Origin of the sequence: Actinobacillus porcitonsillarum (assembly GCF_003101015.1) — a bacterium.
GTDB classification, from domain to species: domain Bacteria; phylum Pseudomonadota; class Gammaproteobacteria; order Enterobacterales; family Pasteurellaceae; genus Haemophilus_A; species Haemophilus_A porcitonsillarum.
The window spans coordinates 393383-415519 of the sequence record NZ_CP029206.1 but is presented as its reverse complement, the minus strand read 5'-3'; the positions used below and the strand labels follow the sequence as shown (position 1 = coordinate 415519).

Below are 22137 nucleotides of genomic sequence, written 5' to 3'. Positions count from 1 at the left end.
ATAAGTGTTTTTCAAGGAATGAGTAAATTCAAACGTTGTACCTCAAAATTAATCCTTTCTTATACTGTTTTATTAAGTTCCTTTGGATTGCCTGCTTATGCCAATCATCAAGTAATCCCAGAAAAGAGTGTAGAAGTTGCCAAACCGTTGGAGAGAACGCCAGAATTACCCGACACAAATAACTCTTCCCCTGAGCAAATTACTGTTTCAGAACAACAATTAAGGCAAGATAAATCATTAACAGAATACCTTTTAAATCAAGCGATTGAAACGGGAAATATTTCGCTTATTCAGTATTTATTACCAATTTACCGCCAATTTTCTCATTTCGATACTATTTTAGTGACTTTTGCCGAAGCACAATTAGCCAAGAAGCAACAGCGTTATGATGATGCTATTCGTTTATATCGAGACATTCTTGCTATCCGCCCAGAGCTTACCCCCGTGCGAATTCAACTGGCGATTTCACTTTTTACGATTCAGCAAGACAATGCCGCTCGTGAGCAGTTTGAAAAGGCATTGAGCGATCAGGCTCTTCCGCAAGATATTGCTTTACTTATCCAACAATACCAACAGGCTTTAAAAAATCGCAATCGTTGGCAGATTTCTTTCAGTGCGAGTTATTTACGAGAAACCAATGTAAATAATGCATCAAGCGATCACTATATTGAAAATACACCTTTCAAGAAAAATCCATCAATGTTGCCCCAAAAGGCAAATGGTGTTAACTACGCTTTGGATCTCACTCGAGACTTTAATTTAAGCGGCTCGCATTATCTTCATATTGAAAATAATCTATATGGGAAAAGCTATTGGGATAATCACGATTTTGATGAAATCACTAATCGCTTGTACTTAGGTTATACCTATAAAACAGAACGCCAGCGAGTAGCGTTGTTGCCTTTTTATGAACAGCAATGGTATAGCAATCACCGTTATAAACGAACCGTTGGGGGACGAGCAGAATTTAACCGCTGGCTAAATCCAAATTGGCAGATTTCAACGGCATTGGAATATGGTCGCAATTTTTATGCGGAGAATCCGAATCTAAATGGCACAAGTAAATTAGCGTCAGGCACATTACTTTGGCGACCAACACCACGCTATTTTTTCTATACAGGGATAGATTATATCCAAGAGCGTACCGCCATTCGCCGCTATGGTTATGACTTAACCACGGTGCGTTTAGGTTGGGGGCAAGAATGGTTATGGGGAATTTCTTCTCGTATCAGCCTTTCTGTATCAAAACGTCAATATAAAGATAATTTTTCACTCGGCTCGGTATTTCATTTTGATAAAAAACGAGAAGATGAAATTTATCAGCTAAATGTGACCGCTTGGAAACGAGATTGGCATATTTTCGGCATTACGCCAAAACTTCATTATCGTTGGAAAAAACAACGTAGTAATTTTTCAACACTTCACTCTTACTCGGATAAAAGTATCACGTTTTTATTTGAGAAAGCCTTTTAACTTTTAACCTTAGGTAATTTTATGCACAAACAAATTTTAAACAAACGTGTTTTGAATACCGCCGTTGCGGTATTGATGTCATTAGGTGTAGCGGCTTGCTCATCGGGTGGTAGTGGAGCGCAACCGGGGATTTCTGTTGAAGAAAATAGACAAAAAATTGCAGTAACCACGATTGAAACCAATAAAACCTCTGCTCAAGAACACTTAGATAAAGCAGAGCAAGCATTAGCCGATGCAAAAGCGGCATTAGCCGAAGTATTATCGACTGATTCAGCAGGTGAGATCTTTGATATCAGTGCAAAAATCAACGATGCACTTACTACAGTTACAACAGCGGTTGCAGAGATTGCTTATATCGCAAGCTCTACACCAAGTTATGTTTCGAGTGCGTCTAAAATTTCTTCAACAGCAGAAAGTGATGTGCAACAGATTGCCGAAATGAAAGCAAAAGTTGATGCAATTTATACTGAAATAACCGAAATCCAAGCTCAAGCAAACAACGCTTTTGATGTTGCCATAGAGAAAGATAAGCTTGCTAAAGCGGAAGCTGAAGAAGCGGCTCGTATCGCAAGTGTAGAAACAGCGGTAAATGCCCAATTAACGACAGCACAAGCACAATTAACACAGGCAAAACAAGCATTGGCAGCGGCACAAAATGCAACCTCATCAGTGGAAGCATTAAAAGCGGCGGCAGAAGCACAGCAAGCGGCGAATAACGCACTTACTGCAGCAAATGAAGCAGCTAAGAAAGCAACTGAAGCAAGCAATTCAACAACGATTGCACAACTGGCTCAACAGGCACAAGAAGCTGCAACTGCCGCACAAACCGCAGCAAATCAAGCGAATACGGTTGCATCAGAATTATTAGCAAAAGAAGAGGGGATTGCCCGAGAAGAAGCCGCAAAAATCGCAAAAGCAAATAGCGATGCTGCAGTGGCTCGTCAAAATGCGGAAGCACAATTAACAGAAGCCACATCCATTTCAAACGGTATTACCACTGCGACAAACACAGCAACATCAGCAACTTCTGCCAAAGCGGTGCAAGCTGCATTAGCACCCGTTGCGACATCATTAGAAAGCTTAAAAACAGCCGCAACTTCTGCCCAAGCAGCAGCAGATACTGCTAAAAATGCAGCAGCAATCTCAAGTGCTGCAACAGCGGATGCAACCGTAGCCCAAGCAGCTGCAGATCAGCTTCAAACATTAGTTAGCCAAGCGGAAGCGAATTTAACCAAAGCGAATGAAGCGTTAAATGTTCGAGTGGCTCGTGAAAAAGAAGCCACAACAGCTGCTTCATATAACCGTGAAGATTCCATTGTGCAAGACTACCTAGACCAAACTAAACGTGAAGCACTGCTTGCTCAAGTGCAAAAAACAGGAACAAATGCCCCGGCTTCTTGTGCAAATAGTAAGTCTTCAACTTGTCATAAAGATGTAGAAAGAGGTTCTGTGGTGGTGAATTATAACCAAGCCTACTCAAGCTATGCGGTATTGCGTGAAACTTATGATGCAGACGGCGTAAACCCAACCAATTCCTTTGTCGCATTAGCTAAAGAGAGTGATTTAACCACAGACAGAGCGGCGGTAACCAATGCGACTTATACAGGTAAAGCATCTTATTCTCGCACGAATGGTCCGGCTGTATTAACGCGTGATTTCACTCTAACAGTGAATGACGACAAAGTATCAGGTTCGGTATATCAAACCACGGTAAATTCAAAAGGGGTAAGCAAAACCACGGAATTTGTTGGCTTAAAAGAGGGTAATATCAGTGTGAATAATGGCGTTGTCGGTTTTAATGGTGTTGCCGATTTTAGCCAGCATAACGCAGGATTAGGCACTTACAAAGGTGTGTTTGTGGGTTCAAAAGCTGGAGAAGTAGTCGGGACATTTGAAACCGATAGCACAGAAAAAGCCACATCTATTCAAGGTGCATTTGCAGGGGCAAAATAAGGAGAAGCAAGATGACTAAATATAAGCATTCTTTATTATACACAAGCGTAATGTTAGCACTCTCTTATCCTGCTTACGCTGAAAATACCGTTGAACAATTAGATGAAGTGATTGTGTCAGGCTCTTCGTTTAGCCAACAAATCGGTACACAGAAAATTACCGAAGAACAGATTAAACGCCGACCAACCAAAAATGGTGGGATTACGGATTTATTGAAATCAAACCCGAATGTTCGCTTTTCAAACAATGCTGATCTTTCCACCAACGCAGGGGAAATTCGCCCGAATGAAGTGTCGTTTCACGGTGAAAAATATTACGGCAATAACTTCATTTTAGATGGTATGTCGAACAACGATAACATTAACCCAAGCGGTAACATTGAACGTAATGGTGAGCCGATAGGCTCAAACCCGTATGATTTACCGAATGGGAATACCCAATCAATGTGGATTGATGCTAGCTTATTGAAAAGCGTAGAAGCCTTTGATAGCAATATCTCGGCAAAATACGGGAATTTCACGGGCGGTGTGATCAATGCCGAATTGAAAGATCCAAGTTTTGAACGCCGTACGGGTAAAATTTATTACCGCACCACACGTGATGATTGGACGCATTTTTATATTCAAGAAGGTCGAGAAGAAGCGTTTAATAAAGCAACACGCCTTGATTTCCACCCTCGTTTTGTCAAACAAACGTTTGGTTTACACGCCAGTGAAAAATTAGCGGATAATTTTGCGATTCTCTTCTCTTATAAGAAAAATCAATCAAAAATTGACTACGCACATTCTACAATGCGTTATACCGCAAATTTGGATCAACCAATTGCGACACAGCAAAAACGCACCAACGAAACCTATTTATTGCGTGGTGTGTATTTGCCTGAAAATGGCGACTTATGGCGTGGTACGGTCATTTATTCGCCTCATAGTGCAAAATTATTCCGTTCTAATACCGAAAATAGCTCATATACTTCGGTTGGTGGCGGTATTCAAGCAAATTTAGAATGGGAAAAACGCTTTGACTGGGGTCAAATGAAGAGCTATCTCGGCTATAAGAAAACGGGCGATACCATTGATTATGATGAAGAAAATTATCACCGTTTTATGTCGTCTGATAATCTCAACTGGACAAGTAATGGCACTTATTCCCAATATGGTGGTTATGGTAAGGTTTATACCCAAAATGAAATCTATACGGTAAAACAAGACTATAGCTTAACACCATTCGACTGGGCGAATATGGAGCATAAAGTTATTTTTGGTTGGAACGCAAATTTATCGAAAGCGAAATATCAACGAGATAATACCAATGCTCTTTACTACTATACCAAAAATACCAATATTATTTGTGGTACTGCATCAGCTTGTATTAGTGGCGATCAATATGCCAATAGTCGCAATGTTTACTCGGCTAAAAGCGTACACGCCAACGATAATGATTATGCGGCCTATTTAGAAGACACAATAAAATGGAAACGCCTTGAACTCTCGTTAGGGGCTCATTTAAATCATAACCAATTCTTAGGGAATACGAATTTAGCACATCGTATTTCTGCTTCGTACGATATTTGGGGTAATGGCGACACGACGCTATTTGGGGGGATAAACCGCTATTATGGTCGATCAATGTTGGCATTTAAACTACGTCAAGGCATTGGCGAAGCAAACAGAGAAACTCGTACCTTAAATAGCGATGGCTCATTGAGCGATTGGGAAGTGGCTAATATCTCAAATGCACCAACCAAATATCTGATGACGAAAGTCAAAACACCATACAGCGATGAACAAGTATTAGGTTTATCGCAAAAGTTATATGGAACAAAATGGACTTTCAAATGGGTACATCGTAATAGCCGAGATCAATTATCTAGCGATCTTCGAGTGGTTGATGGTTCGGCATATCGTGTGCTAAATAATAATGGTTGGTCAAAAAATGACACCTTTACATTATCTGTTTCCCCAGTAAAAGAGCATCAATTTAAACATGCAACGATTGGTTGGGATGTAGGCGTTCGTATTAGTCGTCAGAAAACGAATAATAAGTGGTATGACACATCAGCTTATGCCAATCAGAAAGCTATCTACAATAACCAGTTAATTGATGCGGTTGATTTGCCACCGTCTGATTTCAATACCCCTTGGTCTGCTACCGCAAATTTACATACATCATTCCCAAGTTTAAATCTTTCTTGGGATCAGAGTTTTAGCTATACCAGAGGTAAAAAACAGCGTACTTCAGATAGCGAAATTGCGTGTAATGGTGCATATACGGGTGGGCGATACGCTTCAATCTGTGGCGACTATATTGGTAATGCCACGTTATATGAAGATCTAGAAACGGGCAGTATGTTTAACGTGGATTGGCGTTTTACCTATACACAACCGACATTCCAAAATCAGTTTTTTGAAATCACACTTGATGTGAATAATGTGCTAAACAAAAAAGCATTATCCAAATCAAGTAGTGGTACTTCAGTGTATAAACAAGGGCGTAACTTCTGGCTTGGTGCAAGCTATAACTGGTAAGTTACAAGCGGTTTAATTTACAGCAAATTTTGCAAAAAATAGCACAAATTTAACCGCTTACTATCAATTTTCTCTCGCCTATTTCGGGCGAGAGCATTTTTATTTTTAGGGGAGAAAATGCGTTTTATCTTAAAAGCATTGATTTTGTTGGCAATACCGACATTCAGCTATGCAGAAAAGAGTGAGCCTATTTTGGGGCAATTAGCGAATGGATTTAAATATACCATTTTGCCGTTACACGATGAAAAAGGGCATATTGAAATACGTTTGCGAGTTAATGCGGGTAGCGTTGATGAAAATGATGACCAAGCAGGCGTGGCTCATATGGTGGAGCATTTAGTCTTTCGTGGTACAGAAGCCTATCCGAATGGACTAATGCCTTACTTACACAGTCAAAAATGGGTTCGAGCAAGAAATTACAATGCGGTTACCACGGTAGATAGCACCACTTATATGCTCACTCCACCGACTGTTGCAAGTTTAGATCAGAGCTTTGAAGCCCTTTCTCAAATGGTCTTCCACGCCAAACTTACTCAACAAGATCTTGATGATGAACGTAAAATCATTATGGAAGAGTGGCGACAAGGCTTGGGTGTTGGGGCAACAATGAACGAACAACGAACCGCCGCCGTGCGAGCCGACTCTCGCTATACTCGCCATCGTGTGATTGGCACTTCCGAGAGCATTCAATCAATGCCGGCTACTCAACTGCAACAGTTCTACCAACGTTGGTATGTACCGAATAATATGCATCTATTGCTAGTGGGCGATGTGCAACCCACACAGGCAAAACAGGCGATTCAACGCTATTTTGGCAATGTGAAAGCGAAAACCTTGCCGAAGCGTGATTATCTCGAACCGAAATTAAGTGATCGCTTGCTGATCAATAAAATTCAAGATGAACGCAGTGGCGTGAGCCAAATTGCCTATGTGTTCCGTTTTGATGAAAGCAAACATCGTGAACAAACAGAAGCAGGGCGTTATGCTCGCTTAGTGGATCGCCTTGCCCTTGCTTTACTTACACAACGCCTGCGTAACCAGTCAGAAACCTTGCCAAAAGGTGTTTCTGCGGTAGTGGTTCGAAAAGCAGATATTGGGCGTAATACCGTGGTACTTGGTTTGTTTGCCAGTGTTGAGCCGACTTCGCATCAATTAGGTTTAAAGCAGATTTTCAGCGAAATTGAGCGGATTAAACGTTATCCGATCACGGAAGAAGAGCTGAATAAGCAGAAAGATCTGATTTTTGCCCAAATTGAAAATGCCAAAAAACACGATGGGGATCGTGAGTTTGCTAAATGGGTACAGGTGATGGTAGAAACGGTACTCGTTGATAAGCCTTATCTCACTCAACCTGAAATTGCCAAACTTACCGAACCAATGTTGCAAAAAATCACCGTGGCGGAAGTCAATCAGCGTATTTCAGATTGGTTCTCAGCCAAAGATCGCTTAGTCAATTATCAGCCTCCACGAAAAACCGAGATCGAACCGATTACTGAAGCGATGGTTAATCAGCTCAAAGCAGAGGTGGAAAAAGCAGAGATTACTGAGCCACAAAAAGCCAAAGAGATTGTACCGATGTCGCTGAATACGGTTTCAGGCAAAGGCAAGATCGAACAAGCGGTCGATTTTAACGCACAAAATGTCAAACATTGGATCTTATCCAATTGTGATAAGGTAGTATGGCTGAAATCGCCATTAGCCAAAGATCGTACGCTTTTCCTTGCGCAAAATTCCGCAGGCTTTAAAGCACAGGGGATACAACCTTGGCAAGCACAAATCGCTTCGCAACTTATTGCCCAAAATGCACCGCTTGATTGGGAGGTTGAACAGCTGAAACATTGGAAAGAGCAGAAGAAAGTAAATCTTTCAATCAATCAAACCGCAACCAAGCTGACTTTTGACGGCTCGGTAGAAAACAGCAAATTGGCGGATTTATTGCGTTTATATTATGCCTATCAAACGGAAACGAAAGTCAAAGATGGCTTAGATGAAGCGAAAGAAGCGATCGCTCGCACTATTGATCTGCAAAGTCAAAAGAGTGATGAGACAGAGCGATTAAAAGCACTTTCACTGTTACGTTTTAACCTTGAAGAAGTGAATAACCTTTTACCTAACAAAGCCTCATTGAGTTCGCTTACTGAACAGATGCTTAATGACGAATGGGCAAAAATGGTGGTTGCCCCCACTACCTTCTACTTTGTTAATGATATGAACGAAGCAGAGATGAAAACGCTGGTAAGCAACTTCTTGGCAGATCTACCACGCAAGCAAGCTCTTACTTCAACCCAACAACTCGCCTTAGCCGGCAAAGACGAAGCAAAATTTGCAATGAACCCTGAGCCACGATCAGATGTACGTTTATGGAGCTTCACGCCGCATCAGTGGCAAGGCAAAGATGCAATGTTGGTGGCTTTAGTGAAAAACATCGCTAGTAACAAGCTCAAAAATCGCTTGCGAGATCAACAACTGGGTGTCTATAGCTTACGTTTTGAGAGTACATTAAACCCTGAAACACAGCGAATTGAAACAGAACTCAGTTTTGTTACTAACCCTGAAATGGCGGATAAACTCATTGAACAAGCTCGCCAAGTGTTACTGGATTTACCAAATCAAATTAGCGAAGAAGAGCTTAAACAGACTAGAAATACATTTGTTAAAGCGGAGCAGGAGCGTTTGAAAGATGCCAGAACGTGGCTTTCTCGCTTAGTATTAAGTGAAACACAATTTGGTGATCCGCGTTATCTCACCGAGATGCAATCACTCGCAGATGAGATTACATTAGAGAAAGCTAAAGCTATCGCAGGGCAAATTTATAACGTAGAGAATGACAAGGTGTTTATTACGATGCCGAAGACTACTCCTTAAGCGTAGGGACACACTGCGTGTGTCCGCTTGTCTTATATTTTATATATCAAGCCAATTTAAATTATGATGGACACACGCAGTGAGTCCCTACTAAATGGACTCGGTATATTTTTACAGGACTCTCAATGAAACAATTTATCAAAAATTTCTATATGCTTTCCAAGCCTTTTTGGGGAAAGAAATCAAACTGGCTGGCGTGGGTGCTTGCTATTGTCGTGGTGGGCATTGGCTCGGTGATTACTTATCTTAATGTCAGAATTTCAGATTGGTCAAAAGGCTTTTATGATGCACTCTCAAATTTTGAGATTGAAAAATCTTACTCCTTATTAAGTGAGTATTTTATCTATATTGCCATTTTTATTGTGATCAACGTTTACCGAACGTGGTTTCGTAAATTATTGATTATCCGTTGGCGCGAATTTATGACAAAACAATTCCTCGATGAATGGTTTTCTAAACAAATCTATTATCGCCTTGCTCATCGCAAAAAAATGGATAACCCCGATCAACGTATTGCTGAAGATATTAGTATCTTTATTGAATATACCATTGAATTAAGCGTATCCTTTATCTTCAATGTTATTCAGCTTTGGGCGTTCTTTATGGTGCTATGGAATTTAGCCAAGTCCCCTGAATTTACGCTCTTTGGTAAAACCTTTGTGATTGATGGTTATCTTGTTTGGGTGGCGGCAATTTATGCGACACTCGGTACGATCATCACGCATTTAATCGGAAACAAACTCCACCAACTTAACTACCAACAACAAGTATTTGAAGCAAACTTCCGTACCAGTTTAATTCGCAAGCAAGAAAACGCCGAGCAGATCGCACTGTATAAAGGCGAGCAAGTCGAGAAAGCTTCACTTTTTGATGAGTTTAAGGAAATTGTGAAAAACTGGCGTTTACTGATGGATAAAGAAAAACATTTAAGCTTCTTTACCGTTGGTTATGACCGCTTTGCTTTATTGATGCCCGTCTTATTCTCTATTCCACTGTTGGCAGCAAAAGTGATTACGTTCGGTGGCATTATGCAGATCAGAACGGCTTTCAGTGTGGTGTTTAACTCATTTAGCTGGTTTATCTTTGCCTATTCTCGCTTACCAAAATGGACGGCGGCAATCAAACGTTTAAGCCAATTAAAACAAGAAATGGCGGCACTCGATGAGATCATTAAATCAGAAGTAGAACGTACCGACAAAGCCCTGCATACGGAAAATTTAGCAATTTATACCCCTGAAAATAACCGCTTGTTTAGTAATTTATCCCTTGCAATCGATCATAATAAATGGATTAGATTAAAAGGCAAAAGTGGTTTAGGTAAATCAACATTATTACGGGTACTGAGTGGTATTTGGGATTATTATGATGGCATATATAAAGTGCCACAGAAATCCACCTTATTAGTACCACAGCGGAGTTATTTAAATGAGGGTAATTTGGCAGAGGTGTTAAGCTATCCAGCGGTAAACCGTTATTCAGACACTGAAATGAATTTGGTGCTAGAATTAGTGGGGCTATCGCAATGGCAAAATCGATTAAATGAAAAACATACTTGGTATCATACCTTATCAGGTGGAGAGCAACAACGTATAGCATTTGCACGCATCTTATTGAATAAGCCTGAAGTCATTTATTTAGATGAAGCGACAAGTAGTTTAGATGAAGAATCTGCTTGGCAAATGTTCCACCTCATTAAGCAGTATTTGCCTCAATCTTCAGTGATCTTTATTTCTCACCAGCAAGGATTAACTCATTTTGCCGATGAAGAAATTGATCTTGCTAACTATAAAATATAACAATATCTGAATATAAAATCAGAAACTAAAGGAGACAACAAATGATGAAATATGGTGTTATTGGTGTCGGCTATTTTGGTGCGGATTTAGCTCGTATTCTTAATGAATTAGATAATGCGACAGTAACGGCTGTTTATGATCCCGTAAATGGGCAAGCTATCGCTGAGGAGCTTCAGTGTGTTGATGCACAGAGCATGGAAGCGTTAGTCGCTCGAGAGGATGTTGATTGCATTATTGTGGCTACGCCTAATTATTTGCATAAAGAGCCGGTGCTGCTAGCTGCAAAACATAAGAAGCATGTTTTTTGTGAAAAACCAATTGCGCTTAGTTACCAAGATTGTGATGAAATGGTAAAAGCCTGCGAAGAAAACGATGTTATCTTTATGGCAGGTCATGTGATGAATTTCTTTAACGGTGTACATCATGCAAAGGCCTTGATCAATCAAGGTGTTATTGGAAAAGTATTATATTGTCATGCTGTTCGTACCGGTTGGGAAGAGGTCAAATCAACGGTTTCGTGGAAAAAGATGCGATCTAAATCAGGAGGGCATTTATATCATCATATCCACGAACTCGATTGTGTGCAGTTCTTAATGGGCGGAATGCCAAAATCTGTTTATATGAATGCGGCAAATGTTGCGCATAATACACCAGAATTTGGTGATGAAGATGATATGCTGTTTGCTAACCTTGAATTTGATGATAATCGTTTTGCAGTTTTAGAATGGGGATCGGCATTTCGTTGGGGAGAGCATTATGTGCTGATTCAAGGTAGTAAAGGTGCAATTAAGCTTGATTTATATCACTGTAAAGGGACATTACGTGTCGATGGAAAAGAGAGTTTCTTTTTGATACATGAAAGCCAAGAAGAAGACGATGACAGAACACGTATTTATACGGAAAAGGAAACAAATGGTGCAATTCAATACGGTAAACCAGGGGATCGCACACCAATGTGGCTCAGTTCAATTATGAAGAAAGAACTAAAATACTTGAATGATATCTTACATGGCATGGAACCTTGTGAAGAGTTTATCAAATTACTCACGGGTGAGGCAGCAAGAGCAGCCATTGCAACGGCAGATGCTTGTACGTTATCAGCAAAAGAAAAACGCCGTGTTGAGCTTTCAGAGATTTTATCTTAGAAATAGCATTTCTTGCTTAAAAAAACACCGCTTGTTAGGCGGTGTTTTTGCTTATGTAATATCCTATTATCTTGCTTTTTTATGAAAAATCAGTATAATTCCACCGCTTATTCTCTCTTTAGATAGAATAAGTTTGCAGTACCCTCACCTCGAACGAGGGTTTTATTTTTTACTATCAACAAATTAGAGGAAGGTTATGGTAACCATTCGTTTAACTCGTGGCGGAGCTAAAAAACGCCCATTCTATCAAATCGTGGTAGCGGACAGCCGTTCACCTCGTGACGGTCGTTTCATCGAGCGTATCGGTTTCTTCAATCCATTAGCAGCAGGTCAAGCTGAACGTTTACGTTTAGACGTGGCTAAAGTTGATGCGTGGGTTGCTAAAGGTGCTTCACTTTCAGACCGTGTTGCAACTTTAGTAAAAGAAGCACGTAAAGCGGCTTAATTTATTTAAAATTTTGCAAAAGTAGGTGAGTAGTATGAGCGAACAAAAAATTGAAGTTGTCGGAAAATTAGGTTCAACCTATGGTATCCGTGGCTGGTTACGCCTCTATTCATCCACCGAAGAAGCAGAAAGTATTTTTGACTATCAGCCGTGGTTCTTAAAAATTAAAGGGCAATGGCAGCCGATTGAATTAGAAAACTGGCGTTATCACAGCAATGATTTGATTGTGAAGTTAAAAGGGACTGAAGACCGTGAGAGCGCACAGCTATTAACCAACGCCGAAATCGGTGTGGATTTAGCCGTGTTTCCGGCATTGGAAGAAGGGGATTATTATTGGCACGATTTGATCGGTTGCCAAGTGGTAAACCTTGAAGGCTATACAATGGGAACAGTAACCGAAATGATGGAAACAGGTTCAAATGATGTGTTAGTGATAAAAGCAAATAGCAAAGATGCTTTTGGCAAACAAGAACGATTAATTCCGTTCTTATATGAACAAGTAGTTAAAAGAGTAGATCTCACCACCAAAACCATTACGGTGGATTGGGACGCTGGTTTCTAACCTCAGGTATGCAGTGAGCTTTAGCAGTCGCATTTCGTAGGTAACAATATGTGGATTGGTATTATTTCCCTTTTTCCCGAAATGTTTAAAGCAATTACTGATTTTGGGGTAACAGGTAGAGCAGTAAAACAAAATCTCTTGCAAGTGCAATGTTGGAATCCCCGAGATTTCACGCATGATAAACATAAAACGGTGGACGACCGCCCTTATGGTGGTGGGCCGGGTATGTTGATGATGGTGCAGCCGCTTCGTGATGCAATTCATGAAGCAAAAGCGACCGCTTGTAAGGAAGACGGTGTAGAAGCTAAAGTGATTTATCTCTCACCGCAAGGACGTAAACTCGATCAAGCAGGCGTACAAACGCTGGCAACAAATCAAAAATTGATTTTGGTTTGTGGGCGTTATGAAGGCATTGACGAGCGATTGATTCAAACTGAAATTGATGAAGAATGGTCAATCGGTGATTACGTTCTCACAGGGGGGGAACTCCCGGCAATGACGTTAATTGACGCTGTTGCACGGTTTATTCCCGGAGTATTAGGCAAACAGGCTTCAGCGTTGGAAGATTCTTTCGCAGAAGGTTTATTAGATTGCCCACATTATACTCGCCCTGAAGTATTAGATGACTTACCTGTACCACAAGTGCTGATGTCTGGTCATCACGAGCAAATTCGCAAATGGCGATTAGAACAGTCGCTGGAACGCACGTGGTTAAGACGCCCTGAGCTATTGGATAGCCTAGCTCTGACTGACGAACAACGCGTGTTGTTGAATAAAATTAAGAAACAACACAAAATCAGTTAATTCTAGGATTTAGAAGGTTTTTAAAATGAGTAACATCATCAAACAACTTGAAACAGAACAGTTAAAACAAAACGTACCTAGCTTCCGTCCAGGTGACACATTAGAAGTTAAGGTATGGGTAGTAGAAGGTAGTAAAAAACGTTTGCAAGCGTTCGAAGGCGTGGTTATTGCAATTCGTAACCGTGGCTTGCATTCTGCATTTACCTTACGCAAAATTTCAAACGGCGTAGGCGTTGAGCGTGTATTCCAAACTCACTCACCAGCGATTGACAGCATTGCTGTTAAACGTAAAGGTGCGGTACGTAAAGCTAAACTTTACTACTTACGTGAGCGTTCAGGTAAATCTGCACGTATCAAAGAGCGTCTTGGCGAATAATTTTCGCTTATGCGTTAATGCAAAAAGAAAGCCTTGGGGAAACCCAAGGCTTTTGTTTAGTTTTCTTTTTGTATTTTTTAGTTGTATTCTAACCAAATAGACTACAAAGCATACAAACGAAAATAATCTCAGAAAAAGTGCTTGATCTTATTTAAAAAACAAGTATTATATGCCCTCGTTACGCAACATTAAGGGTCGTTAGCTCAGTCGGTAGAGCAGCGGACTTTTAATCCGTTGGTCGAAGGTTCGAATCCTTCACGACCCACCACTTAATCAGCGTACCTTTCTAAAGGGTCGTTAGCTCAGTCGGTAGAGCAGCGGACTTTTAATCCGTTGGTCGAAGGTTCGAATCCTTCACGACCCACCACTTTAGAATTCAACTCCCAAATGGGTCGTTAGCTCAGTCGGTAGAGCAGCGGACTTTTAATCCGTTGGTCGAAGGTTCGAATCCTTCACGACCCACCATTTATTCTTCTTATCTAGCAATTAAAAATAAAAAATTAACCGCTTGTTTATTTTTCTTTTTCATCGGTTTTTATAGTAAAATTTATCCCTATTTCTTTTACTCTTTGATTTTATGTTAAAAAAATTTTTAATTTCACTCGGTTTGGTTGGTGTTGTTGCCGCAGGTGGTGCTTTTTATGGCTATCAAAAAATGATTTCATTGGCTGAACACCCACTAACAACACGAGAAGACCAGTTTTTTATCCTTGAAAAAGGAACATCCGCTCAAAAACTTGCTAAACAATTAGAAGAACAAGGCATTATTACGCATAGTGATGTTGAGCTTTTACCTTATCTTATTCGCATTAAACCTGAATTTTCCCAATTTAAAGCAGGGGTTTATTCATTAAATGGTTTACACTCCGTGCAAGATTTATTGAAGCACTTGAATTCCGGTAAAGAAGTGCAGCTTAATGTGAAATTGATTGAAGGGAAAACCTTTAAAACATTTCGTGAGCAACTTGAAAAAGCGAGTTATTTAGAACATACCTTGAAAGGGAAAAGCGAGGCTGAAATTGCTCAATTATTGGGGATCAATTCAGATAAATTAGAAGGCTGGATTGCACCGGAAACGTATAATTATGTGCCGTATTCCACAGATTTAGAGCTACTAAAGCGTGCTTATCAAAAGCAACAAAAAACTTTAGAACAAGCTTGGCAAAATAGAGCGGAAAATCTACCGCTTAAAAGCCCTTATGAAATGCTAATTTTGGCTTCAATTGTCGAAAAAGAAACGGGCGTGGCGAATGAACGTCCGCAAGTGGCATCGGTGTTTATCAATCGCTTGAAAAATGGCTGGAAATTGCAGACCGACCCAACCGTCATTTATGGTATGGGCGATAAATATGATGGCAATATCCGTAAGAAAGATCTACTTGAACCTACGCCTTATAACACTTATGTGATTGATGGCTTGCCACCGACACCGATTGCAATGCCAAGCGAAGCTGCGATTAAGGCAGTTTCTCAACCAGATAGTACGGCTTATTTTTATTTTGTTGCAGATGGTAGTGGCGGACACAAATTTAGCCAAACGCTGAATGAACATAATCAAGCGGTCAAAAATTGGATTAAAATTGAACGTGAGCGTAAGCAAGCGAAGCAAGAGGAAAAGAAATAATGCGTGGTAAATTTATTGTGCTTGAGGGATTAGAAGGTGCAGGCAAGACAACCGCTCATCAGGCAATTTTAGCGCAACTAGAAGCCGCTGGTATTCATCACATTGTTCAAACTCGTGAGCCGGGTGGTACACCCTTGGCGGAGAAACTTCGTCACTTGATTAAACACGATTTGGAAGAGCCCGTGAATGATAAGGCTGAATTATTGATGCTTTATGCAGCACGTGTTCAACTGGTTGAGAATGTGATAAAACCAGCTCTGGCAGAAGGGAAATGGGTATTAGGTGATCGCCACGATATGTCTTCACAGGCTTATCAAGGCGGTGGACGTCAATTAGATCGTCAATTACTTGAAACATTAAAACAGACGATTTTAGGCGATTTTGAACCCGATTTAACCATTTACTTAGATATTGACCCTGCCATTGGTTTAGAGCGTGCTCGTGGACGTGGCGAATTGGATCGTATTGAGCAACAAAGTTTGGATTTTTTCTACCGTACACGCCAGCGTTATTTAGAACTTACGCAAAATAATGATAAAGCGGTGATTATCAATGCCGAACAGCCGATTGAAAAAGTCGCAGCTGATATTCAACAAGCGGTTGAAAATTTCTTAAAGTTTGCAAAATAGTATGATGAACCTTTATCCTTGGCTTCAACAAACTTATCAACAAATTACCTCGACCTTTTTACAAGGTCGGGGGCATCACGCTTTATTGTTTAAAACGGATATTGGTTTAGGCACCGAGATATTAATTCAACATTTAGCGCAATGGCTTCTTTGCCAGCAGAAAAACGTTGAGGAGCCTTGTTTCCAATGTAAAAGTTGTTTGTTGTTACAGAGTGGCAATCATCCCGATCTTCATCTTCTTGCCCCGATAGAGAATAAGGATATCGGTGTTGATCAAATTCGTGAGATGACTTTGAAGCTTCAAACCTTTGCACAACAATCAGGTAATGTGGTGGTTTATCTTCGTGGTGCAGAACGTTTAACCGAAGCTGCAGCGAACGCTTTACTGAAAACGCTTGAAGAGCCACGAGAAGGCGTTTATTTTCTGCTAGAAACAGCATTGCAAGCCAAAATGATGGCAACAATTCAAAGTCGTTGTCAAATTTGGACGGTACACGCCCCTGAAATTTCGGTGGCATTGCCTTGGCTACAAGCTCATTGTCCGCAGGCTTCCGAAGAAGAGGCGATGATTGCGTTAAGGTTGTGTCATCAACGTCCGCTGATTTGCAAAACGTTTTTAGAAAATGACCGCTTACCGGTTCGTAAAGCCTTCTTGCAAACCTTTTGGCGTTTCTTTAAAAGCCGAGATGTTTTCCTGTTACTTTCTGCTTTTGAGAAAGAGCCGGTTCAGGTTTACGAACAATTAGAGTGGTTGGAAAGTTTCTTTAGTGATGCACTAAAAGCCAAAATGCAGATTTCTATGGGGTGGATGAATGCGGATTTATATCAAGGCATTGTGCAGTTTAGCCAACAACTTTCTTCCGTCCAGTTGCTAAAAGGCTATCAAATTTTGCAGGAAACACAGCAAGACTTACGAGAAGTAAATGCGGTTAATGTGGAATTAATGTTAGCAAGCGCTCTGACCAAATTGGTTTTAGACGTGTTTTAAAAAAGAGAAGTGAGAGCTTCTCATCAGACTGATGACAAGCCCTAAATAATATTGTCTTAGGGCTGATGATTTTAAATCCTCCCCCCAGCCTCTCTTTACAAAAGAGGGGGGAGCTTTCTTGTTAAATTTTGCTTTTATTGTCTAATATTTGCTCGATTTATTCCCCTCTTTAGCAAAGAGGGGTTAGGGGAGATTTGGCAGAAGCAAAGACTTCTCTTTTTTGTTAGGGAGTAATATCCCGCAAGATCGGATTTTGCATTGAAATGAGTGTTTCGGTAGATTGAATTTCATCTATGCTTTGAATTTTACCTGCCAGTACTTGGTGTAGCTCTTCAATCGTATGTGTCATCACTTTAGTAAAAATCGAATAGTTACCCGTTGTGTAATAGGCTTCAACAACCTCAGGGAATTCTCCCAATTTTGCAATCACTTTTTCGTAATCTTTGGCAGACTTCAAAATAATGCCGATAAAGCAGCAAACATCATAGCCAAGTTTACGCTCATCCACTTTAATTTTGGTGCCTTCAATAATGCCGGATTGACGCATTTTCTCGACACGAACGTGAATAGTTGCGGCACTTACACCAAAAAGTTTACCCATTTCTGCATAGGGGGTTTTCGCATCTTGAATGAGGGCTCTTAAAATCATTTGATCGAGTTTATCGATAGTTTGACGAGAGTGGGAAGCGGTCAAAATTTCCTCCGGTTTTACGAATTATTAGATATTATCTTAAATATACTATATTTATTTAAACAATATCTATCATTAAGATAATTAAATTAGAATTTATTAGCGAAAAGATTGAAAAATTTATGCGTTCCTTTAAATTATACACATACCGCATTTGACGGGAAAGCAAATTGAAATTAAGGAATTAAAATGAAAAAGTCATTTATTTTACAACAAAACGAAATCAGCTTTGTTAAAAACACCTTTACACAGTATTTAATTGATAAATTAGGCGTAATTGAAGTTCAAGGTCCTATCTTGAGTGAAGTCGGCAACGGTATGCAAGATAATTTGTCGGGGATTGAAAAAGCGGTACAAGTACATGTGAAATGTATTCCAAATGCGACTTACGAGGTTGTTCACTCTCTCGCAAAATGGAAACGCCATACATTAGCGCGTTTTGGCTTCCAAGAAAGCGAAGGTTTGTTTGTGCATATGAAGGCATTACGTCCAGATGAAGACTCATTAGATCCAACTCACTCTGTGTATGTGGATCAGTGGGACTGGGAAAAAGTGATTCCGGCAGGTCGCCGTAATTTTGATTACTTAAAAGAAACGGTAAATGAAATTTATAAAGCAATTCGCTTAACGGAATTGGCGGTAGAAGCGCGCTTTGATATTCCTTCTATTTTACCAAAACAAATCACTTTTGTACATAGTGAAGACTTAGTGAAACGCTATCCGGATTTATCAGGCAAAGAGCGTGAAAATGCGATTTGTAAAGAGTATGGTGCTGTATTCTTAATCGGGATTGGCGGTAAATTATCAGATGGTAAACCACACGATGGTCGTGCGCCAGACTACGATGACTGGACAACAGAATCTGAAAATGGCTACAAAGGTTTGAACGGCGATATTTTAGTTTGGAACGAACAATTAGGTTCAGCATTCGAGCTTTCTTCGATGGGGATCCGTGTTGATGAAAAAGCACTTCGTTTACAAGTTGAGATCACAGGCGATCAAGATCGTTTAGAAATGGATTGGCATAAAGATCTGTTAGCAGGTAAGTTACCTTTAACTATCGGTGGCGGTATCGGTCAATCACGTATGGCGATGTTCTTACTTCGTAAAAAACATATTGGCGAAGTACAATCTAGCGTATGGCCAAAAGAAATGTTAGAGAAATTTGAGAACATTCTTTAATAAAAACAGAGAGAAAGGCGGGCTAAATGGCTCGCTTTTTTATTTATACTTGAATGAATATAAAGAAGAGAGTAGCATTTTACATAGTATTTCTTTATGTTTATATTATGAAACCGACAATTCTTTTATATGATTCCGGAATGGGGGGGCTCACGATTTATGATGAAGTTCGCAAAGTGCTGCCAAATGCCCATTATCTTTATTGTTTCGATAACGCCTTTTTCCCCTATTCAGAAAAATCAGAACAAGCGCTTATTGAACGAGCGGTCAAAATTGTACAAAAAATTGCAGAAAAACAACCGCTTGATCTTGTGGTGGTTGCTTGTAATACCGCAAGCACGGTGGTCTTACCGGCATTGAGAGAACATTTTGATTTTCCAATTGTGGGAACTGTACCGGCAATTAAACCTGCTGCGGCAATTTCTAAAACAAAAACAATCGGTTTATTAGCAACTGTTGGCACGATTAAACGACCTTATGTTTTGGATCTCATTCACCGCTATGCAAAAGATTGTCAGGTTGAAAAAATTGGCAATACCCAAATTGTTGAATTAGCCGAAACAAAATTATTAACAGGCACGGTAGATCTACCTTCATTGAAAGAATGTGTTGAACCTTGGCTTAATCATCCGACATTAGATACGGTTATTTTAGGCTGTACACATTTCCCATTATTGAAGGAAGAGCTAAAACAGTTATTGCCTCAGGTAACTTATTTTGTTGATTCAGGCGAAGCGATTGCAAAGCGTGTTCAAAGTTTATTGCTGGAAAATCATCATCACTCGCAAGAGAAAGAAAGGGAAAATACCGCTTTTTGCACTGAATTGACAGAAAACTTCAAAAATCGAGAAGTGATGATGCACAAATTAGGCTTTAAAAGCTTAAAAGTACTTGAAATATAGTTTTTATAATTTTCTTTAAAATCAATGCGTTATTGATTTTGTTGCTTAAAATTTAATGTTTTAATCACTTTTTTTGAAAAAAGTACTTGCAAGGTTTTTATTTTTCTCTATAATGCACCACACACAACGACGCACTGTTGTGAGTAAGTTAAATTGATTAGCAGTGCGTCGTTCTTTTTTGTTCTTTAACAACTTATCAGACAATCTGTGTGGGCACTTGTTGATTGACTTTATTTGAAAATATTATTTAATTTTGAAGTCTTAATAGGTGCTTAAACTAGAAATTCATTTTTACTTAAAAGTAATATGTAAACTTTAGCTAAGCAGTTTATTGAGCGATTAAACTTTTTGAATTGAAGAGTTTGATCATGGCTCAGATTGAACGCTGGCGGCAGGCTTAACACATGCAAGTCGAACGGTAACAGGGAGAAAGCTTGCTTTCTTTGCTGACGAGTGGCGGACGGGTGAGTAATGCTTGGGAATCTGGCTTATGGAGGGGGATAACTACGGGAAACTGTAGCTAATACCGCGTAATATCTTCGGATTAAAGGGTGGGACTTTCGGGCCACCTGCCATAAGATGAGCCCAAGTGGGATTAGGTAGTTGGTGGGGTAAAGGCCTACCAAGCCGACGATCTCTAGCTGGTCTGAGAGGATGACCAGCCACACTGGAACTGAGACACGGTCCAGACTCCTACGGGAGGCAGCAGTGGGGAATATTGCACAATGGGGGGAACCCTGATGCAGCCATGCCGCGTGAATGAAGAAGGCCTTCGGGTTGTAAAGTTCTTTCGGTGATGAGGAAGGCAGGTAAGTTAATAGCTTACTTGATTGACGTTAGTCACAGAAGAAGCACCGGCTAACTCCGTGCCAGCAGCCGCGGTAATACGGAGGGTGCGAGCGTTAATCGGAATGACTGGGCGTAAAGGGCACGCAGGCGGTGACTTAAGTGAGATGTGAAAGCCCCGGGCTTAACCTGGGAATTGCATTTCATACTGGGTCGCTAGAGTATTTTAGGGAGGGGTAGAATTCCACGTGTAGCGGTGAAATGCGTAGAGATGTGGAGGAATACCGAAGGCGAAGGCAGCCCCTTGGGAATATACTGACGCTCATGTGCGAAAGCGTGAGCAAACAGGATTAGATACCCTGGTAGTCCACGCTGTAAACGCTGTCGATTTGGGGATTGGGCTTTGAGCTTGGTGCCCGTAGCTAACGTGATAAATCGACCGCCTGGGGAGTACGGCCGCAAGGTTAAAACTCAAATGAATTGACGGGGGCCCGCACAAGCGGTGGAGCATGTGGTTTAATTCGATGCAACGCGAAGAACCTTACCTACTCTTGACATCCAAAGAAGAACTCAGAGATGAGTTTGTGCCTTCGGGAACTTTGAGACAGGTGCTGCATGGCTGTCGTCAGCTCGTGTTGTGAAATGTTGGGTTAAGTCCCGCAACGAGCGCAACCCTTATCCTTTGTTGCCAGCGATTCGGTCGGGAACTCAAAGGAGACTGCCAGTGATAAACTGGAGGAAGGTGGGGATGACGTCAAGTCATCATGGCCCTTACGAGTAGGGCTACACACGTGCTACAATGGCGTATACAGAGGGAAGCAATATGGCGACATGGAGCAAATCTCACAAAGTACGTCTAAGTCCGGATTGGAGTCTGCAACTCGACTCCATGAAGTCGGAATCGCTAGTAATCGCAAATCAGAATGTTGCGGTGAATACGTTCCCGGGCCTTGTACACACCGCCCGTCACACCATGGGAGTGGGTTGTACCAGAAGTAGATAGCTTAACGGAAACGGGGGCGTTTACCACGGTATGATTCATGACTGGGGTGAAGTCGTAACAAGGTAACCGTAGGGGAACCTGCGGTTGGATCACCTCCTTACCAAAATGAAGCGACTGCAAGTGTTCACACAGATTGTTTGATAAAGATTGACAAAAAGAGTGGTATTCATTAGAATATTGCTCCTAAATAAATGGACGTCGTTGAGAGCATCTTTAAATGTTGTCCCCATCGTCTAGAGGCCTAGGACATCGCCCTTTCACGGCGGTAACCGGGGTTCGAATCCCCGTGGGGACGCCATTTAAAGATGACTTTTGTTGTCTAAATTGTTCTTTAAAAAATTGGAAACAAGCTGAAAAACTGAGAGATTTTTCAAGTCAGCGATGAATA

Annotated in this window: 16 protein-coding genes, 4 tRNA genes and 1 rRNA gene; 20 read left to right on the top strand and 1 reads right to left on the bottom strand. The window is 40.7% G+C overall.

Going from position 1 to position 22137, the window contains the following annotated elements; all coding sequences use genetic code 11:
- The first annotated feature begins 18 nt into the window (after positions 1–18).
- The 16 genes from DDU33_RS02075 (at position 19) to DDU33_RS02000 (ending at position 17185) form a co-directional block, all read left to right on the top strand.
- Positions 19–1473: a surface lipoprotein assembly modifier gene (locus DDU33_RS02075; protein ID WP_108922846.1), complete on the top strand. Its 1455-nt coding sequence runs from the start codon at positions 19–21 to the stop codon at positions 1471–1473.
- Between the two features lie 21 nt (positions 1474–1494).
- Positions 1495–3426 carry a hypothetical protein gene (locus DDU33_RS02070; protein WP_108922844.1) on the top strand — a complete coding sequence of 644 codons (1932 nt, stop codon included), beginning with the start codon at positions 1495–1497 and terminating at the stop codon, positions 3424–3426.
- A gap of 11 nt (positions 3427–3437) precedes the next feature.
- Complete coding sequence (locus DDU33_RS02065) at positions 3438–5951, top strand: TonB-dependent receptor plug domain-containing protein (RefSeq protein WP_108922842.1); 2514 nt, start codon at positions 3438–3440, stop codon at positions 5949–5951.
- Positions 5952–6068: 117 nt separating this feature from the next.
- Positions 6069–8816, top strand: coding sequence for a M16 family metallopeptidase (locus DDU33_RS02060; RefSeq protein WP_108922840.1), 2748 nt, complete (start codon positions 6069–6071; stop codon positions 8814–8816).
- A gap of 125 nt (positions 8817–8941) precedes the next feature.
- Positions 8942–10612: an ABC transporter ATP-binding protein/permease gene (locus tag DDU33_RS02055; RefSeq protein ID WP_108922838.1), complete on the top strand. Its 1671-nt coding sequence runs from the start codon at positions 8942–8944 to the stop codon at positions 10610–10612.
- A 41-nt stretch (positions 10613–10653) separates the two neighbouring features.
- Entirely contained in the window at positions 10654–11757 is a 1104-nt protein-coding gene (locus DDU33_RS02050) for a Gfo/Idh/MocA family protein (protein WP_108922836.1), read from the top strand.
- Positions 11758–11953: 196 nt separating this feature from the next.
- Positions 11954–12202 (top strand): 30S ribosomal protein S16, encoded by a 249-nt coding sequence (gene rpsP, locus DDU33_RS02045; protein ID WP_005706116.1) that lies wholly within the window; start codon positions 11954–11956, stop codon positions 12200–12202.
- A gap of 34 nt (positions 12203–12236) precedes the next feature.
- On the top strand, positions 12237–12764 hold the full coding sequence (rimM, locus tag DDU33_RS02040) for a ribosome maturation factor RimM (protein WP_108922834.1): 528 nt from the start codon (positions 12237–12239) through the stop codon (positions 12762–12764).
- Between the two features lie 48 nt (positions 12765–12812).
- On the top strand, positions 12813–13568 hold the full coding sequence (gene trmD, locus DDU33_RS02035; RefSeq protein ID WP_108922832.1) for a tRNA (guanosine(37)-N1)-methyltransferase TrmD: 756 nt from the start codon (positions 12813–12815) through the stop codon (positions 13566–13568).
- Between the two features lie 25 nt (positions 13569–13593).
- Complete coding sequence (gene rplS, locus DDU33_RS02030) at positions 13594–13944, top strand: 50S ribosomal protein L19 (protein ID WP_005818726.1); 351 nt, start codon at positions 13594–13596, stop codon at positions 13942–13944.
- A gap of 192 nt (positions 13945–14136) precedes the next feature.
- Positions 14137–14212, top strand: a tRNA-Lys gene (locus DDU33_RS02025).
- A gap of 23 nt (positions 14213–14235) precedes the next feature.
- A tRNA-Lys gene (locus DDU33_RS02020) sits at positions 14236–14311 on the top strand.
- Between the two features lie 22 nt (positions 14312–14333).
- A tRNA-Lys gene (locus DDU33_RS02015) sits at positions 14334–14409 on the top strand.
- A gap of 112 nt (positions 14410–14521) precedes the next feature.
- On the top strand, positions 14522–15568 hold the full coding sequence (gene mltG / locus DDU33_RS02010; protein ID WP_108922830.1) for an endolytic transglycosylase MltG: 1047 nt from the start codon (positions 14522–14524) through the stop codon (positions 15566–15568).
- Positions 15568–16197, top strand: a complete 630-nt coding sequence (gene tmk / locus DDU33_RS02005; protein WP_005820978.1) for a dTMP kinase — start codon at positions 15568–15570, stop codon at positions 16195–16197. Before mltG ends, tmk begins: the two co-directional genes overlap by 1 nt.
- 1 nt (position 16198) lies before the next feature.
- Entirely contained in the window at positions 16199–17185 is a 987-nt protein-coding gene (locus DDU33_RS02000) for a DNA polymerase III subunit delta' (RefSeq protein WP_108922829.1), read from the top strand.
- Between the two features lie 223 nt (positions 17186–17408).
- On the opposite strand, the gene asnC is transcribed toward DDU33_RS02000, so the two are convergent.
- A complete protein-coding gene (asnC, locus tag DDU33_RS01995) occupies positions 17409–17882 on the bottom strand; it encodes a transcriptional regulator AsnC (protein WP_208620301.1) in 474 nt (157 codons plus the stop codon).
- Between the two features lie 183 nt (positions 17883–18065).
- On the opposite strand from asnC, the gene asnA reads away from it, so the two are divergent.
- The 4 genes from asnA to DDU33_RS01975 all read left to right on the top strand — a co-directional run bounded on the left by asnA (position 18066) and on the right by DDU33_RS01975 (position 22047).
- Entirely contained in the window at positions 18066–19058 is a 993-nt protein-coding gene (gene asnA, locus DDU33_RS01990; protein WP_108922824.1) for an aspartate--ammonia ligase, read from the top strand.
- A 107-nt stretch (positions 19059–19165) separates the two neighbouring features.
- Positions 19166–19960 carry a glutamate racemase gene (murI, locus tag DDU33_RS01985; protein ID WP_108922822.1) on the top strand — a complete coding sequence of 265 codons (795 nt, stop codon included), beginning with the start codon at positions 19166–19168 and terminating at the stop codon, positions 19958–19960.
- 350 nt (positions 19961–20310) lie between these two features.
- Positions 20311–21849, top strand: a 16S ribosomal RNA gene (locus DDU33_RS01980).
- A gap of 122 nt (positions 21850–21971) precedes the next feature.
- A tRNA-Glu gene (locus DDU33_RS01975) sits at positions 21972–22047 on the top strand.
- Positions 22048–22137: the final 90 nt, after the last annotated feature.

Coding starts and splice junctions, on each gene's coding strand:
- DDU33_RS02075 (WP_108922846.1), top strand. CDS start 19: ATGAGTAAATTCAAACGTTGTACCTCAAAATTAATCCTTTCTTATACT.
- DDU33_RS02070 (WP_108922844.1), top strand. CDS start 1,495: ATGCACAAACAAATTTTAAACAAACGTGTTTTGAATACCGCCGTTGCG.
- DDU33_RS02065 (WP_108922842.1), top strand. CDS start 3,438: ATGACTAAATATAAGCATTCTTTATTATACACAAGCGTAATGTTAGCA.
- DDU33_RS02060 (WP_108922840.1), top strand. CDS start 6,069: ATGCGTTTTATCTTAAAAGCATTGATTTTGTTGGCAATACCGACATTC.
- DDU33_RS02055 (WP_108922838.1), top strand. CDS start 8,942: ATGAAACAATTTATCAAAAATTTCTATATGCTTTCCAAGCCTTTTTGG.
- DDU33_RS02050 (WP_108922836.1), top strand. CDS start 10,654: ATGATGAAATATGGTGTTATTGGTGTCGGCTATTTTGGTGCGGATTTA.
- rpsP (WP_005706116.1), top strand. CDS start 11,954: ATGGTAACCATTCGTTTAACTCGTGGCGGAGCTAAAAAACGCCCATTC.
- rimM (WP_108922834.1), top strand. CDS start 12,237: ATGAGCGAACAAAAAATTGAAGTTGTCGGAAAATTAGGTTCAACCTAT.
- trmD (WP_108922832.1), top strand. CDS start 12,813: ATGTGGATTGGTATTATTTCCCTTTTTCCCGAAATGTTTAAAGCAATT.
- rplS (WP_005818726.1), top strand. CDS start 13,594: ATGAGTAACATCATCAAACAACTTGAAACAGAACAGTTAAAACAAAAC.
- mltG (WP_108922830.1), top strand. CDS start 14,522: ATGTTAAAAAAATTTTTAATTTCACTCGGTTTGGTTGGTGTTGTTGCC.
- tmk (WP_005820978.1), top strand. CDS start 15,568: ATGCGTGGTAAATTTATTGTGCTTGAGGGATTAGAAGGTGCAGGCAAG.
- DDU33_RS02000 (WP_108922829.1), top strand. CDS start 16,199: ATGATGAACCTTTATCCTTGGCTTCAACAAACTTATCAACAAATTACC.
- asnA (WP_108922824.1), top strand. CDS start 18,066: ATGAAAAAGTCATTTATTTTACAACAAAACGAAATCAGCTTTGTTAAA.
- murI (WP_108922822.1), top strand. CDS start 19,166: ATGAAACCGACAATTCTTTTATATGATTCCGGAATGGGGGGGCTCACG.